The 16,525-nt window shown below is 43.2% G+C and carries 13 protein-coding genes and 2 tRNA genes; 1 reads left to right on the forward strand and 14 read right to left on the reverse strand.

Going from position 1 to position 16,525, the window contains the following annotated elements; genetic code table 11:
• Positions 1-9: 9 nt before the first annotated feature.
• The 12 genes from OM416_RS22825 to ppc form a co-directional block, all read right to left on the reverse strand.
• Entirely contained in the window at positions 10-519 is a 510-nt protein-coding gene (locus OM416_RS22825; RefSeq protein ID WP_264933290.1) for a Mov34/MPN/PAD-1 family protein, read from the reverse strand.
• Entirely contained in the window at positions 512-2,323 is a 1,812-nt protein-coding gene (locus tag OM416_RS22830; RefSeq protein ID WP_264933292.1) for a ThiF family adenylyltransferase, read from the reverse strand. Before OM416_RS22830 ends, OM416_RS22825 begins: the two co-directional genes overlap by 8 nt.
• Positions 2,324-2,336: 13 nt before the next feature.
• The gene (locus OM416_RS22835; protein WP_264933294.1) at positions 2,337-3,377 is read right to left on the reverse strand and encodes a nucleotidyltransferase; all 1,041 of its coding nucleotides are present in this window, start codon (positions 3,375-3,377) and stop codon (positions 2,337-2,339) included.
• A 239-nt stretch (positions 3,378-3,616) separates the two neighbouring features.
• Entirely contained in the window at positions 3,617-3,961 is a 345-nt protein-coding gene (locus tag OM416_RS22840; RefSeq protein ID WP_264933296.1) for a helix-turn-helix domain-containing protein, read from the reverse strand.
• Positions 3,962-4,188: 227 nt separating this feature from the next.
• The gene (glmS, locus tag OM416_RS22845) at positions 4,189-6,021 is read right to left on the reverse strand and encodes a glutamine--fructose-6-phosphate transaminase (isomerizing) (protein ID WP_264933298.1); all 1,833 of its coding nucleotides are present in this window, start codon (positions 6,019-6,021) and stop codon (positions 4,189-4,191) included.
• 263 nt (positions 6,022-6,284) lie between these two features.
• Positions 6,285-6,482, reverse strand: a complete 198-nt coding sequence (locus tag OM416_RS22850) for a hypothetical protein (protein WP_264933300.1) — start codon at positions 6,480-6,482, stop codon at positions 6,285-6,287.
• A 327-nt stretch (positions 6,483-6,809) separates the two neighbouring features.
• Entirely contained in the window at positions 6,810-8,150 is a 1,341-nt protein-coding gene (gene glmM / locus OM416_RS22855) for a phosphoglucosamine mutase (protein WP_264933302.1), read from the reverse strand.
• Between the two features lie 71 nt (positions 8,151-8,221).
• Entirely contained in the window at positions 8,222-9,715 is a 1,494-nt protein-coding gene (locus OM416_RS22860) for a YbbR-like domain-containing protein (RefSeq protein WP_264933304.1), read from the reverse strand.
• Complete coding sequence (cdaA, locus tag OM416_RS22865) at positions 9,708-10,544, reverse strand: diadenylate cyclase CdaA (protein ID WP_017692119.1); 837 nt, start codon at positions 10,542-10,544, stop codon at positions 9,708-9,710. The genes OM416_RS22860 and cdaA overlap by 8 nt, the downstream gene beginning before the upstream one ends.
• A gap of 314 nt (positions 10,545-10,858) precedes the next feature.
• On the reverse strand, positions 10,859-11,473 hold the full coding sequence (locus OM416_RS22870; protein ID WP_017692118.1) for a zf-HC2 domain-containing protein: 615 nt from the start codon (positions 11,471-11,473) through the stop codon (positions 10,859-10,861).
• Between the two features lie 136 nt (positions 11,474-11,609).
• Positions 11,610-12,176 carry an RNA polymerase sigma factor SigW gene (gene sigW / locus OM416_RS22875; protein WP_264933311.1) on the reverse strand — a complete coding sequence of 189 codons (567 nt, stop codon included), beginning with the start codon at positions 12,174-12,176 and terminating at the stop codon, positions 11,610-11,612.
• 262 nt (positions 12,177-12,438) lie between these two features.
• Complete coding sequence (ppc, locus tag OM416_RS22880) at positions 12,439-15,231, reverse strand: phosphoenolpyruvate carboxylase (RefSeq protein WP_264933313.1); 2,793 nt, start codon at positions 15,229-15,231, stop codon at positions 12,439-12,441.
• Positions 15,232-15,809: 578 nt separating this feature from the next.
• On the opposite strand from ppc, the gene OM416_RS22885 reads away from it, so the two are divergent.
• The gene (locus OM416_RS22885; protein WP_264933315.1) at positions 15,810-16,145 is read left to right on the forward strand and encodes a WGxxGxxG family protein; all 336 of its coding nucleotides are present in this window, start codon (positions 15,810-15,812) and stop codon (positions 16,143-16,145) included.
• A 212-nt stretch (positions 16,146-16,357) separates the two neighbouring features.
• Here the strand turns inward: OM416_RS22885 and OM416_RS22890 are convergent.
• Together OM416_RS22890 and OM416_RS22895 are read right to left on the reverse strand one after the other, a co-directional pair.
• A tRNA-Gly gene (locus OM416_RS22890) sits at positions 16,358-16,428 on the reverse strand.
• Positions 16,429-16,440: 12 nt separating this feature from the next.
• Positions 16,441-16,514, reverse strand: a tRNA-Pro gene (locus OM416_RS22895).
• Positions 16,515-16,525 lie beyond the last annotated feature (11 nt).

Raw genomic sequence — 16,525 nt, forward strand, 5'->3', positions numbered from 1 at the left:
TCTCCAGATCTATTTAAATAGTATTTTCCCAACTAGTGTTATTTTTACTTTTTCTCGAGGTTTTTTTCCAACTTTCCAGACTTTTAAGCATTCAGTGCCCACAATAACAAATAGTAGATAATCGATGCTCTGATTGCTGCTTAAAAAGATTTTCCTCCAATTTTTTGTGTCTGTTGATGAAGGAGTTGGGACTCGTTCAGGGTGTGTATGCCACTCCCCTAAATAGAATAGTCTTCCTTCGTTTTCCTCCCATTTTAGAGTAAAGATTTGTTGATGATGCTCTGCTTGTCGTAAAAAACGTGTTCGACTCTGGATATCCCCTTCCATTGGAACAGTTATCTCATCTATCATTGGAGATGAATTCTCTTCGAGAATTCTACCCATCATGATACCACCAGACTCGGGAGTTTCGGATTCCATTTGCCTGAAATGCAACATGAGCGCTACTGCTGCTGAATCTATTTTCAGCTTTTGTTTATTTCCCATATCAAGTATGACTGGATCCAGATGATTAATCATGCTTTACTCCATCACTGCAGTGGGGACAATGCGGATCTATATACTCGAATCGCTTCTCATACAACATATCTTCACTCATACGGTAACGTGCACTAACTCTATAATGGTTTTTCAAGAACAAGTTATCTTCGCCTTTCCAAGACAAGATCGGATTGCCCGCGAGTGTTCCATCTAAAACTTTATGAGCTGTTCGCAGTACAAGATTAGCCGTTTGTTCACTATCCAGAAAATTATAAGGTGTAAAATAAGATCCGCATCCTGTTAATGAAATCGTAAAGGATTGGTTAGGTTCTGCAAAAGAGGATAGATTAGAAATGGGTACATGATCACTGATTGGTCGAAATAAACACTTATAGCACCCTTCTTTTTGACCATTATTTGTGACAAGTACATGCCCGCCTATTCCTAAGGGTTCGAGCCATGCATGAATTACAGGTGGGGGATGTTTTATTTTTTTCAAGAATTGGTTAATCATCATTTCAGTATTAGGTGCCCCTATACAAACAACAATAAGATCGATACGTTCCCAATCCATCTCTGATAATATAGCTCGAATGTCTCGAACTATTGGAAAAACTTCAGTAAATGGATACCTGGCTTTAATTTCGTTATGCATAGCCCAGACTTTAGTTTGGTAGTGATAACTGGAATCTCTTTTATGATAAAGACGATTGACTCCAAGTTCATGTCGATATACATTATCTGCATCTAAAAAATCATAATCAATTAAAGTCAATTTGTTAAAACCGGATTTAGCCAACCCTACTGCCACCGGACTCCCAACAGCACCAACACCTATGATTACAGCATGTTTACTGTTATAAGTAGAATGCCCACCTGTCCGTTGTAACATATATTTCTGATTATGACGCGAAATGTTAAAGCTTCTAAACGTGGACTGAGTTAAATGAGCGGGGAATGTTTTTCCTGCTGTAGATTTAGTAATCACCGACGGGTAATTGATTGAGAGATGTACACCAAACATTGAAGTACGTTTATCATCAATAGGGATACTGATGACAATAAACTCTTCTCTGAGCTCAGCTTTTGGAGTTCGATGAAGAAGTCGGAACAACCTACTCTTATTCTCTTTAGAGAGTTGAGGTATAATATAATCTTGAAAATCATCAAGCGTCCATGGTTTATCTGTCTCAGGTGGGGGAACTTGACTCCCCATTTCAAGTGAAACAAAAATTCCCCTCTGTGTTTCAATACCTTCAACATCCCCATTAAAAATAGCGTGTACATAATCTTTAGGATTGTGATTCACTTCAGATATTAGAATAATAGAAGCCCCTATAGAATTCGGCTTTTTGTAAACTGCTATTTCTCTTGTTTTTTTCTTACTATCATCAAGCATACAAATTGCACTGAAATAAGGTTTAACTCGGGACCAGTACACTTCAAATTCTTCTAAAAAATCGTTTTTGTTTTCTCCCTTAATTCCTTCTTCCAAAACCGATTTGACCTTTTTTAGACATTCTAAAACGATTGCACCAGGAAAACGTTCGTCAATTACCATGTTTTCGTTTTGTGTAAAACAGATAAATCCATCCTTTTCCACATGGGGAATGAATCCACTTTGCTTATGATGGTCAAAAAAGCTAGGGAGACAAGAGGGAAAATACTCAGGAAGAGCAACTACCAGTGTAAAGGGAGCATCCAGAATCATAGTTTCTATCTCAAATACATTAGATGCATATCTATAATCAGACTCTTCGAATTCATTCACTCTCTTGAGTGCTGTAACTTCATCTTGCCCATACGCCCGGATATATTCTATTGTAGTCTCTAATATTCCCAAACACTTGTCCTCCCTAAAGTGCCGATTCAGAAGATGGGATTAAGGCCGGTGTGAGAGCTCTCTTGCCTGTATCTTTTTTAACAGGAACAGGAAAGTCCGTACCAAACTGTCCTTTTAAGATTTCTGCAGCTTCACTTGGCTCTACACACTCTCTTGCTTCTTCTAATACCAAAAGGAGCTTCTCAAGCTTCTCTTTCCATATTTTCATTTGCTTGAGAGTCATACGTTCACATAGATCTGGTTTAGGTTCGACAGGAAGATAAATATTAATGCGAGGATAAGCTACAAAATTACCATCTTCCATCACGTACTCATCCGTAAATTGAGCAATGATTTGTTTAACTAGATAAATTAAGGCATCCAAATCACGATATTCCGTTTTACCTGAAAATGAGTCTACAACTTCTGTTTTAACATCCAACCAGTGATATGCAGCAGCTGTGAGAGCAATACCTGTTGGTCGTCCGTTTGCCGATTCACTAAACTGTTCATCTTTCCAGCGTTTCAGATATCGAATAACTCTCCGGAATTGTTTTCGATCTTCAGCTTCCGTAAAATGACAGCGAATTTCTTCAATCAAATCCTTAGGATTTGATTCATTCCAGCTTTGGTTCTCTTCTTTAGTAGTCAGTTTCCCCTTTGCTAAGTAAATCTTCTCGTCTTCATTAGACGCAGCATAAATGGTTACATCTACATGATAACCAGCCTGGTACTTAACAGTTACACATGGATGCTTCATCTTCACGTCATTTGTATGACCTTCCAAGGCATCGTACACCCATTTTTTCGCAGTAACTGGTGTTGCCACATCATCTTTAGACATATCAAAATACAGCCCTAGATCAATATCATAACTATTTCCATCTAGTGGCTTAATGCCTGTTTTCATCGCATAACTCCCTTGATTAAAGGCCTCAAACGAATAGGCACTACTAGGCATTTTATCTTTGAGTCGGTCTAAAATGATCTTTCTTTTGCTTTGGAGTGTTTCGTTTTCATCACTTAATTTAATTGCATCATGAAATCCAATGAATTGAGTTTGACAATGAACCATTAAAGACCCACTCCTATTATCGTTATTTTATTCCGTTAACTGTTAAGTACATTATATCATCGCAACAAAAATAAGGGAACAAAAGTTCCCTTATTTTTGTTAAATATTATGTTTTTATTTTCATCTCTTTTTATAAAAAAAGAATCTTCAATGTATCCCTGTAAGTTTTGTTTGTAAGCCCAATGCACATTTAACTTAACTTATCTTTTCCTAGGAGAACGATCTGATCTTTTTCATCTCTAATTCTTCTTATATCGATGAATTTTCAATTTAATAAAGTCAAGAATTTCATCCTGGTCCATTAGTGTTAGTTTCCTATAATCTGATAGTAGTGTAATTTCTGTTTCTACAAGTCCTTTAATAGCACTTGGATCATTTACTTGTTCTGAACCAAAAATTAACGTATAGATATCTGCTTTAAAAATATTATGAATTGCCATAATTATATCTAACGATGGTTTATATTTATCTTGTTCCAACTCACTCAGTGTTCCCTGAGAAACCCCAATGATTACAGCAAACTCCGTTTGATTTAACTTATGTAGCTTACGGATGCTTCTAATTCGTTCTCCAATAGTGGACAAATCAACAGCCTCCTTAAATTAAAGAACAGTCCTGATGACATTTAATCATCAGGACTGTTTAGTATTACACTATAAGTTATTAGTTTTTATTAATCTTGATTGTCGTTTTCACTTACCAACTATAATGTCCATTTACCAACTATAATGGCAATTGTCAAACTATAATGTCAATTTACCAACTATAATGTAACTGAACATTAAATGCTATAAAAATTTAACAGCCAATCTTACTCAACCGTTACGCTTTTCGCCAGGTTACGTGGTTTATCCACATCGTGACCCAGTGCCAGGGAAGCGTAGTATGCCAGCAATTGCAACGCAACTACAGACAGAGCCGGGCTCAAGAGTGGCAACGTCTTAGGAATGGCAAACGCTTGGTCTACGGATTTCAGCAATGGTGCTACATGCTCTTCGTACGTAATTGCCAATACATCCGCGCCACGTGCTTTCACTTCTTTAATGTTGCTCACTGTTTTCTCAAGTACGTTCTCCTGCGTTGCCAGGGCAATAACAGGGATACCGTCTTCGATCAATGCAAGCGTACCGTGTTTCAACTCACCCGCAGCATACGCTTCGGAGTGAATGTAAGAGATCTCTTTCAACTTCAAAGATCCTTCTTGAGCTACTGCATAGTCAAGACCACGACCGATGAAGAAGAGATGTTCATGTTTGGAGATTTGCTCTGCATATCCTTTGATTGCTTCCGCTTGCTCCAACATGGATTCCACTTGCTCAGGCAATGCTTGCATCGCTGCCAGCGTGTGTTCAATCTGTTCTGCAGATTGAGTACCACGAACTTGTGCAAGGTACAGACCAAGCAAGTTGAACGCGATCAACTGCGAAGTATACGCTTTGGTAGAAGCTACTGCAATTTCAGGACCTGCCAATGTTGCGATAACATCATCTGCATCACGTGCAATGGAGCTGCCCACTACGTTCGTGATTGCCAGTACATGTGCGCCATTGGATTGTGCTTCGCGCAATGCAGCAAGCGTATCGGCAGTTTCACCGGATTGGCTCACTACGATTACGAGTGTATCTTTGTGCACGATTGGGGAACGGTAACGGTACTCGGAAGCCACATCTGTTTCAACCGGAATACGCACCAATTGCTCAATCACTGTACGTCCAACCAGACCTGCATGGTACGCTGTACCACATGCAATGATTTGAACGTTACGGATATTTTTAATTTGTTCTTCAGTCATTTTCAACTCAGGAAGTTGAACCTTTTTACCTTCATTATCGATGCGACCCAGCATTGTATCACGATATGCTTTTGGTTGCTCATGAATTTCTTTAAGCATGAAGTGCTCGAATCCGCCTTTTTCTGCGGTTACAGCATCCCAATCGACACGAATCATTTCCCGAGAAATAAAGTTGCCTTCAATCGTCATCAATTCGACAGCATCATGTGTCAATACAGCCATTTCACCATCATTCAGAATGTACACGTTACGTGTATGTTCCAGAATTGCCGGGATGTCGGAACCAATGAAGTTTTCGCCTTCACCAATACCAATAATCAATGGGCTTGCTTGACGCACAGCTACGAGTTTTTCAGGCTCATGCTCTGTCAATACACCCAGTGCGAATGCGCCACGCAACAACGTGATTACTTTTTGCACTGTTTTAACGATATCACCATTGTATTCACGTGCGATCAGGTGAGAGATAACCTCAGTATCTGTCTCGGAAGTGAACGTGTGACCTTGAGCCATCAATTCGTCCTTCAGATCCAGGTAGTTCTCAATAATACCGTTATGCACCACAGAGAACTTCTGGCTTCCATCCGTGTGTGGATGAGAGTTCTCATCCGATGGTTTACCATGAGTTGCCCAACGTGTGTGTCCGATTCCGGCATTACCTACCAGTGGTGCACCATCCAGCTTGGCTTCAAGATTCGCAAGACGACCCAGAGCTTTCGTGATTTGCAGACCTTCCGGTGTGAATACCGCGATACCTGCAGAATCATACCCACGATACTCGAGTTTCTTCAACCCTTCGACCAATACCGATTGAGTGTTCTTATTACCAATATATCCAACAATACCGCACATAATTTATTTCCTCCGTTTGTATATGAATACTGTGTCACGAAGAGAAACAGGCAGAGGCGGCATATCGGAAAAATGAGTGATTGCCTAACGTTTCATGAATACTTGTTACCTATTCAATTATCAATGATTAGAGCGACCTCGTGTCGCCCCGCAGTCATCATAAGCTGTTATGAATGCAATCATGAATGTACATCATTTTCCCGTCCGCGTACTGTTTACGCTCTTCACGCACATTCATTTGAATTTTAGTTTAACTCTTGCACCTACACCGGCGCGTTGTGTGGACAGTCACCCATCCATTTTCCGCAATCCGGTTTACGGCTCTGGTGCTTCACCGGGAGGTCCCCGCCGAACAATCCGAACACCTCCACCTCGTCAGCTTGATTGCCGTTGATGTTAATCAGCCTTCCTTCAACCCAGGATGATTGTTGATCGGTTACTTGAACCGAACAAACATTCATCCCTCGAAGAAATCCTGATCAACATCTTCCCGCGCAACTCCAAGCTCTGGCGCTTGTGTAACTGTAACCTTACGTCCCTCACTTTCTGTGTCTGAATGACGACTCCACTCATTATATGCACGTCAGGTCCATTTTGCAATGGAGCAAAGTACCTGTGACAATTTCAGCATATTTACCCACAATCCCGACCGGATAAACGGACCCATGGTCTCATCAGGCCGGGACGCAGGTATATTCCACTATAAGTCCTAAATCCTGTTATATTATCACCTTTATACACAACAATTCCCTTTAGAGAACCGTATGCAGAAGGGATTTCTTCCAGTCCTATACCAGTTCTTTTTGCACTACATCTGCGATTTGAGACACAAATTGTTCAAGTTCGTCTTTATCTGGTCCTTCCGCCATAACACGGATCAGGGATTCAGTACCTGAAGCACGCACGAGTACGCGCCCATTATCGCCGAGTTGTTGTTCTACTGTAGCAATAGCTTGCTCAATCGCAGAATTGCCTTCGTATTTACTCTTATCTTCAACACGCACATTGACCAATACTTGTGGGTACTGGGTCATTAGCGCTTTGAGTTCACTCAGTTTTTTACCGGAGGCCTTGAGCGTATCCACGAGTTGAATCGCAGTCAACATACCGTCTCCGGTTGTATTGTAATCCAGGAAAATAACATGGCCAGACTGCTCTCCGCCCAGGTTGTAACCGCCGCGTCGCATTTCCTCCATCACATAACGGTCACCTACTGCCGTTTTAGCTGTTTTCAGTGCAAGTTTCTCCGTTGCTTTGTAGAATCCGATGTTACTCATAACGGTCGATACAACGGTATTGTCCTTCAACTTGCCTGCACGATTCATCGCATCACCACAGATACACAGAATGAAGTCTCCATCCACCTCAGCGCCTGTCTCATCAATAGCAATCAGACGATCCGCATCCCCGTCAAAAGCAAGACCTAGATCCGCTTTATGTTTGAGCACTTCCTGTTTCAGGTTCTCTGGATGAGTTGATCCACATTGCTCGTTAATATTCAGGCCGGTAGGCTCCGCGCCAATGGCAATGACTTCTGCACCAAGTTCACTGAACAATTTCGGTGCCAGCTCATAAGCTGCTCCGTTTGCACAGTCCAAAACAATTTTAAGACCAGAGAACGACTCATTTACAGTCGTTTTCAGGAAATCAAGGTAACGATAACGGGATTCTTCATCCGTCGTTACGGTACCCAGACCGCCACCAACTGGCCGTGGCAATTGATCTGTCTCCGCATCCATCAGTTCTTCAATCTTGTTCTCTGTTTCATCAGACAGCTTGAAGCCATCACCGCCAAAGAACTTGATTCCGTTATCCTCAACCGGATTGTGGGAAGCCGAGATCATCACGCCCGCGTCAGCCTTCAACAAACGTGAAATATACGCCACTCCCGGAGTGGATACAACGCCCAGACGAATCACATCAGCGCCAATGGACAACAGACCTGCAACCAGTGCGGATTCCAACATCAATCCCGAGATACGAGTATCCATGCCGATAACCACTTTCGGTCTTTCCACACCACCTGCAAGCACGTAACCACCACAACGTCCAATGCTGTAAGCCAGCTCTGCCGTTAACTCTTTATTGGCAACCCCTCTTACACCGTCTGTACCAAAATATTTCCCCATGATTTAACTCCTTCTATTCGCATCATATACGAGCACTATTATTATTTTTAAGAATTTTAAAATTAGAACGTTTACGGATTCGAGCCACTTTTACTGCCAGTACCATTGTTATTGTTGTTTAAATTTCCTCGATTGGTCGTGCTTCCCTGTTGGCCCTGATCCTGATTATCCGTATTCGATTCCGTTTCTTCCTCATCAGGAACAGGGTCCGTTTGCCCATTTTCGACCTCGGCTGGTGAAGGGTCAGGCGCTACCGTTCCTTCGTCAGTTGGATCTTCGCCAGGAGTGGTCGTTGTGTCTTCAGCCTTTTCGCTAATTTTGACCGTCGCACTCAAAGCATTGGATGATTCATCCAGTTTGGCAAAACGAGGCAGGTCCGCTTCAAGCTTGATCTCATGCGTTCCAACCGCAAGTCCAGCAAGATCCCCGGTCAACGTTAGATCATCACTACTTAGACCCTCAAGCATACTTGCTGAGCCTGTAAGTGTGAGGTTCAGACCACCACTTCGCGGTGTAACCAGCGTACCTTCCAGTCCATTCCCCGCACCGGTAAGCGTAATGGGGACGTTCGGAAAGACTTTAGTCGTCTCCTCTGCCTCATCAAATGGGGATATGGTTACCTTAATCTGAATCGAACTAGGCTCGATTTTCTCAAAACCGGAAGGCGGCGTCAAGTCCACGTTAACTGTCGACGTACCTGACTGATCAAACTGCGTCAGATCAAGGGTTACTTGGTCGTAGGACTGTATACCCGCAAGCGCATCCTCTGATCCATAAACCGAGACTTCTTTCACGCTTGGCTCTACCGTGGAGAGTACCAGGCCTTCCGGCAGCTGTCCCGAATATTTGATCCTTAAGGGTACAGATGTATAGGGCTGATTGACCGGAACCCGGACTTCAACCGTTTGAGGCGTTATAATCGCATTTTCAAGGACTTTGCCTTCAGCATCGTATGCCTGAAGCTTTACTTTTTTCTGTATAATATCTTCCTTGGCATCCTTCACGCTCACACTGCCCTGGACCTTCGCTACAGCCTCAAGTTGCCCTTCGGGCAGAGTTACCTTAACCGGAGCTGAAGGCTCAATAACGGGCGTTCCAGCGCTGTATCCGGCGGATGGTTCCCCTTCGGGTACAATATTCACATTAAAAGATTTGGTGCCCAATTTCTCTACATTCACAGTAACCATAGAAGGCTCCATGCTGACTACTTCTACCCCGGAAGGCAGATCAGGTACCAGCGGCAGTGTATTGGACCCATCTTTCACCTGGCTTAGATCGACCAGTACCTTATAATCGTCATTGGTAAAAATCGATGTTAGCATCGAGCGCTGCCCTTTGATCTCCAGCCGAACCTCATCCGTACTTAATGAAGTAAGCACATAGCTGTTGCTGTCTAATCCATAAGGTTGAACAGACACCGTACGTTCCACAACTTTGTTGGTTGAGCCTGTCGTAATCGTAGGAGTGGTCGGTACTTCATCCAGATGGATCATGAACCATAGCAGCAGACTCACCGCAAGTGCAAGTATTTTGGCAAAGTTATTATTGTTAAACCACTTATCCATTGTTACGTCCTCCCTTCCGTTTCCAGAAGGTTGTCCAGCCATTCTTTTTCAGATTGGATGTAGGGCGCAACTCCTCATACAGTTTGGCAATCAGCGATTCTTCCTTAATATCACGAACGACCTGCCCATTCATCGCCAGCGACACCTGTCCTGTCTCCTCAGAGACAACCAAACAGATCGCATCTGCAACTTCGGTAATCCCGATTGCTGCACGGTGGCGTGTTCCTAATTCTTTACTGATAAACGGATTTTCTGATAATGGCAAATAGCACGCTGCCGCCGAAATCTGTTTTCCTTGTATAATGACCGCTCCATCATGGAGCGGTGTATTTGGAATAAAGATGTTAATCATCAGCTCGGAGCTGACCAGAGAGTGCATCTTAATGCCCGATTCCGTGTAATCGTTCAGACCCGTTTCGCGTTCAAATACGACCAATGCGCCAATTTTACGCCGTGACAAATAATTAACAGACTTAATAATCTCACCAATTAACACCGTTAATTCTTCGTCACTCGCTGCCGCTGAACGTCCAAACAGCTTACCGCGCCCCAATTGCTCCAGACCACGGCGCAGTTCCGGCTGAAAGATAATGAACACCGCAACGACACCAAACGTAAACATCTGGTTCATCAACCATTTGAGCGTATACAGGTTTAGCCACGTACTTAATGCCCAGATCAGCACAAGGAACAGAATGCCCTTTAGGAGCTGAACCGCACGCGTACCCCGCACAAGCAAAATCAGTTTGTACATAATATAGGTAACGATCAATATATCGATAACGTCCTTAATGGACTCTGTCCACGTTAAGTCAGCAAAATAATTCATAAGCCAGCCCCCGCTATCCCCATTGATGAGTAAACCCTGATCTCATATTAACCCATTAGGATTTTATATAATCCTTTATCTTCGCATTTTTGCTTCATTCGATTTGTGCAAAATGCGTATCTATATGTAGTAGTATGTTCTCTTTACTATCTAGGTTATAACGTTAACGTTCAGGTTGCAAGTTACGGCAGTCTCAAACTGCACATAAACATCACATTTACCATGAATTACAAAGTTTTCGTATAAAAAAAGAGTACCCCATGCAATCTGGAGGTACCCTGCTTGGTATATACCATTGAAGATTTTACCCTGTTCTAGCGATAAGCCACTTCATTTACCATATTGGTTATTTTGTACCAGAACCAGTCCAGCGCCTGATCAATACTTTTCACCTGACCTGAAATATGCGCCGTTGAAGCCTGAAACAGTTGTCCGTCGATAACCGTCAGATTGCCGTTCACATCACCATATACTTGTGCGGTTCCATTTTCTATCGTAAGATCGCCAGCAATTGACTTACCTTCAGGAACAATAACCGTGTTACCTTGAATCACGATCTGGTCCAGATTATTTCCCTTAACGACCATTTCGTTGTTCTGATTCCAGAAATTCAAGGCGCTAAAGAGCATCACGACCAAAAAGAAGGCTGCCGCCGTCAGCGCGGGATGTCCTTTGACCCATTTGAGCCATACTTGCTGTCTCTTGGGCTGGGGCAGAGCATTCATAATTCGATTGGTCAGCTCATCAGAGGCAGACGGTGAATAGTGTTTCATGGCAAAGAGTAGCATTTCCGTCTGTTCCAACTCTTTAAAGCGCATGCGACAATCCGGACAGATCACAAGGTGACTTTTCAGTTCAACCTTCTGGGCCGGGGACAACGACTCATCCAAACATTCATGCATTAAAGAGACGGCCGAGTTGCAATCCATATGAGAGCCAATCCTTTCTTAAATCACTTAGTCCATGAGCCATTAAATAGCACGCATAAGACTTGCATACATTACATACGCATCCGTTTCGGATATGTTTCAAATAATTTCGCCCAGATTTAAAGGCGTTTAACATTTATAACTTATACTCCAATTTTTTACGTAGAAAATCACGGCCCCGATGAACGCGTGTCTTGATCGTTGTTACGGGCATACCTGTCACATCACTGATTTCCTGTAGCGACAAGTCCTGTAAATATCTCAGAATCATAACGGACTTATACTTGGCTGGCAAACTGTCAATGGCCTCACGAATGAGTGTCTGCGTTTCTGACAGAAGCGCTTCACTCTCGGGTGTACGATCATCACTCGGGAGCATCGCATAACCATCAGATCCTTCCTGATCATTCAGCTCAGCATCCAAAGAGTATGAAGGTTTCTTTCTGCGCAGTCGGTCAATACACAGATTGGTCGCAATCCGGTAAATCCAGGTTGAAAACTTCTGGTTCGGATCGTACTTCTCCATATTACGAAACACACGCAAAAACGTCTCCTGCACAACGTCTTCAGCTTCATGACGATTGTTCAGCATCCGGTATGCCAAATGAAATAGCTTGTCCTTATATAGTTCAACGATTTCTGCGAAGGCTCTCTGGTCGCCCTTGAGCACCAGTCTCACAAGCCTGTTCTCCAAATTGTCCACCCTTATTCCCCCAGACATGCTGATGGGTCTTCCGTCTTCTGATACCCGTCCACACTTGTAATTCACCAATCAAATCGTAAATCAACTTTGGTCAAAAATCAAGACTGTATGACAAATATCCGCCAAAAACAGTAAAAACGGGAACTCCCGTAGGAGTCCCGTTTCACCTCTCACTCCGTAGAGCAGAGAATGGAGCTTTTTAGTTAACAAAATAATGAGTAATTTGTTACATATGAATCATTCATATGCATCAGTTCAATAATCAACCTGTATTACGCAGCCCTGCGGCAATACCGTTGATGGTCAGCAATACTTCTCTAAGCAGCTCCGTATCATCCTCACCACGTTCACGCATATCTCTGAGCTCGCTCAAAAGTTGAACCTGCATGTAGGACAACGGATCTACATAAGGGTTACGAAGACGAATGGATTCTTGAATAACCGGTACATCATCCAAAATTTCAGCTTCTCCGGTAATTTTCAGAATCAGCTCTTTTGTGAGCTTGAATTCGGCTTCGATCTGACCGTATATACGATCACGGGCTTCCTTGTTCGAAGTCATTGCTGAATATTCTTTGGCAATTACAAGGTCTGCCTTCGCTACAGCCATCTGAACCGTATCAATCAGTGTGCGGAAGAATGGGAAGCTTGCATACATTTCTTTCAGGACAATCAGATTTTCCTCTTTGTCCTGATAGTAACTTTGCAGTCCTGTTCCTGCCGCATACCATGCCGGAAGCAGATAACGACTTTGCGTCCATGCAAATACCCAAGGGATCGCTCTCAGATCTTCAAATTTATCGCTACCCTTCCGCTTGGACGGACGTGAACCAATATTCAGTTCACCCACCTCTGGAAGCGGTGTGGATTCCTTGAAGAAAGTGAAGAAGTCTGGATCACGGAAAATCAGATCCTGATATTTCGTCAGGGAGACTTCCGAAATCTCTTTGATGATGCTGTCCCAATGACGCTCGGATTCTGATTCTTGCGGCTCAAGACCATTCAGTGCTGCTGTAATCAAAGCCGAGGTTGCCTGCTCCAGACTACGGTATGCAATCCCCTGAAGGGAGTAACGAGAAGAAATAACCTCTCCCTGCTCTGTAATCTTGATGCCTCCGCCAATAGTATGCGGTGGTTGAGCAAGAATACTGCGATTGAGTGGCATGCCGCCACGTCCAAGAGCTCCGCCACGTCCATGGAAGAACTTCAGCTTAACGCCGTGTTCATTACCTACAGCCGTGATCGCATTCATTGCTACGCGCAGTTCCCAGTTGGCTGTAACCACTCCGCCATCCTTGTTACTGTCTGAATAACCAAGCATGATTTCATGCAGTTCATTCCGTCCTCTAACGCTTGCGCGGTATACAGGAAGGTTGAACAGCTTCTCCATAATGTCCGAAGCCGCATGTAGATCATCAATCGTTTCAAACAGTGGTACCGCTTGAAGTGTAGATACAACGTCACCATTGTGTCCTTTGGTGAATAAGCCCACTTCCTTCGCAAATACCATAACCTCCAGCAAATCACTTGCGCCCTGCGTCATACTGATCAGGTAACTTGTGATACAGCCGGTCCCAAATTCGTTCTGGGCACGTTTAATGGTACGGAAGACATCCAGACACTCTTTGGTTCCTTCCGTGTATTGGTGATAAGGAGAAGTAAGTGGACGCGGATCATCCAGCAAACGAGCAAGCAGATCAATTTTACCGTCCTCTGTCAGACGTGCATAATCTTCTACAATGTTCATTTTCGCCAAAATCTCTGACATCGCATTTTCATGTTCCTTACTGTGCTGACGCACATCCAATGCTGCGGTATGGAAACCAAACAACTCGACTTGACGAATCATTTTGCGAATAGTCGTATCCGCTACGTAATCGGCAAAATGATGGCGCAGACTTCGATCAATAATCATCAGATCATCAATCAAATCCTGAGCGCTATGATAACGGTCAGGTTGACCTAATTTGTTCTCATCCAGTACATTGTTCAACTTGGCAATCATATAGGCCAATTTGATGCGGTATGGCTCTTTTTCATTCCGCCAAATATCCACTTTTTTCAATGTAACAGAATTGCGGTCCTGCTCAATCGACTGCACCAGCTCATCCGATACATGGATGATGTTCGTGCTGAAGCTGAGATGGCCCATAAGTTCAATCATAATCCGTTGGTACTCACGCAAAGCCAGCTTGCGTTGCATCAACAGTGTCTGCCATGTTACATCTGAAGTTACCGAAGGATTTCCATCCCGGTCTCCACCGATCCAGGAACCGAACCGCAAATACGTCGGCACATGCCAGTCATGGTCAGGATAAAATTTGTTCAGGCAGCGTTCCAACTCCTGATATACATCCGGAAGTACGTGGAACAACGTTTCATGAAAGTAATACATCCCGTTCCGCACTTCATCAAGTACAGTCGGTTTACGGTCGCGAAGTTCATCTGTTTGCCAGAGGGTAATAACCTCGTTCAGCAGCTTCTCTCGCAACTGTTCACGTTCACGAAACGTCAGCGTAGGATTATCAAGTAGCATGACATCTTCGGATATCCGTTTGTGGATGTCCAGAATAACCCGGCGCATGGCTTCGGTTGGGTGAGCTGTCATAACGAGTTCCAACGACAAATCGTCTAGAATCTCTTCCACCTCTGTATGAGACAATCCACGTTCCTTAAGATCCTGTACTGCTTTCTCAATCGATCCTGGCTGCACAGCGTCCCCTGCAGAACGTTCATAATCCCGTTTACGCCGGATCCGATGGTTTTGTTCAGCAATATTAACTAATTGAAAATAAATAGCGAAAGCCCGAATAACCTGATGACGATTGTCCGAGTCTAATTCCTGGATCATCGTTTTAAACTCTGCATAGAGTTCTGGCAAAAATTCTGCACGCAACGATTTGCTCGTTTCCCGAATCTTCTCAACGATATCTAGAAGCTCCGTGCCGCCTTGATGGACAAGAACTTCCCCGAGTATATTGCCCAGGAACCGCACGTCTCGCCGAAGCAGGTTGTTGGATTGGCTTTTGCTGGCGGTTACCATAGTTTCAGTCATGCTTATCCTCCCATCTGATCGTTCCATTCGTACACGTAAATTTGACACCTTCATAACATCATACAATAAAATGGTACGAAAATCTTTATTTTTCTACTAGAAAAAATGGGGATTATCCCCGATTTACAGCACAAAAACACGCTTTTTTATTCATTTTCTTGTTCTGCTTCAATTAATGGTCATATGCTGTTGCATGATACCTTTTTCACGTACTTTAGATACTCCAAAGTCTCATACCTATTCTTAAAAATTCATAATTATACAGTTCTTATAGATATGATCCCATGTACTTGATTGTAAAGGTTAAACCGCATAATTTCATTGATTGAGAACAGATGATATACAAAGAAACATGACCGGCAAAGCAAGCTTTTGTATACTTTACCACAGTGACGCAATAAATTAAAGATTTAATTATAAATTTTCTTCCTACTACAGTCTGCTTATTAGGCGAGTTTCTTATGTACTTTGTTACTCCTCTATAGTCAAAGGGATATCTTAACAGACCATTTCTACATATTGTCCTTGTCTTCTTGGGCAGATTAATTTATAGCTCTTACCAAAAAGGAGGAATCCAAATGATGAAGAAAGGTACTACAATTATTGCTTCCGTGCTTCTGGTAGCCGCGATGGCTGGCCCTGCTGCTGCTGATGGTCATATGACCAAAGGTATGGATACAACCGGCTCACGTGTCCAGTCTTATCAGGACACCAACTACATCGATCGCACAAACACCAACTTGAACATGGATGGAAATTACCGCAACAATGGTGACTATCGCACCAACAGTGTTCGTGCTAACGCCACAACAACCAACCGCGACAATGGTATGAGCTGGGGATGGCTCGGTTTGCTGGGACTGCTTGGATTAGCTGGCATGCGTAAAAGAGTGACCGACCATAACGAACGTTAAATTGTGGTCACATCACGTAACAATAGCAGATGCGTCTTAGAAGCATCTAATCCACAGAGGTAAACAAGAAGAGCCAAGACCTCCCTATTTGGATTGCAAGGGGTCTTGGCTCTTTTCAGTAACCAAATACTCTACATAAATATGTGCTACTTCGTGCGAAAGAATATAAAATAAAAAAGCCTCTGCATCTGCAAAGACTTCTTCATAACATAAGCGGGTGATGGGAATCGAACCCACGCTATTAGCTTGGAAGGCTAAAGTTCTACCATTGAACTACACCCGCATAAGCATAAAATCGGGATGACACGATTTGAACATGCGACCCCCTGGTCCCAAACCAGGTGCTCTACCAAGCTGAGCTACATCCCGATACTAAAAAA

This window comes from Paenibacillus sp. LS1 (assembly GCF_026013365.1).
Classification (GTDB): Bacteria; Bacillota; Bacilli; order Paenibacillales; family Paenibacillaceae; genus Paenibacillus.

Bases quoted from the DNA above. Each gene is read 5' to 3' on its own strand.
- glmM (WP_264933302.1), bottom strand. From the start codon at position 8,150: ATGGGGAAATATTTTGGTACAGACGGTGTAAGAGGGGTTGCCAATAAA.
- OM416_RS22870 (WP_017692118.1), bottom strand. From the start codon at position 11,473: ATGGATTGCAACTCGGCCGTCTCTTTAATGCATGAATGTTTGGATGAG.
- glmS (WP_264933298.1), bottom strand. From the start codon at position 6,021: ATGTGCGGTATTGTTGGATATATTGGTAATAAGAACACTCAATCGGTA.
- ppc (WP_264933313.1), bottom strand. From the start codon at position 15,231: ATGACTGAAACTATGGTAACCGCCAGCAAAAGCCAATCCAACAACCTG.
- OM416_RS22835 (WP_264933294.1), bottom strand. From the start codon at position 3,377: ATGGTTCATTGTCAAACTCAATTCATTGGATTTCATGATGCAATTAAA.
- OM416_RS22860 (WP_264933304.1), bottom strand. From the start codon at position 9,715: ATGGATAAGTGGTTTAACAATAATAACTTTGCCAAAATACTTGCACTT.
- OM416_RS22825 (WP_264933290.1), bottom strand. From the start codon at position 519: ATGATTAATCATCTGGATCCAGTCATACTTGATATGGGAAATAAACAA.
- OM416_RS22885 (WP_264933315.1), top strand. From the start codon at position 15,810: ATGATGAAGAAAGGTACTACAATTATTGCTTCCGTGCTTCTGGTAGCC.
- cdaA (WP_017692119.1), bottom strand. From the start codon at position 10,544: ATGAATTATTTTGCTGACTTAACGTGGACAGAGTCCATTAAGGACGTT.
- OM416_RS22850 (WP_264933300.1), bottom strand. From the start codon at position 6,482: ATGAATGTTTGTTCGGTTCAAGTAACCGATCAACAATCATCCTGGGTT.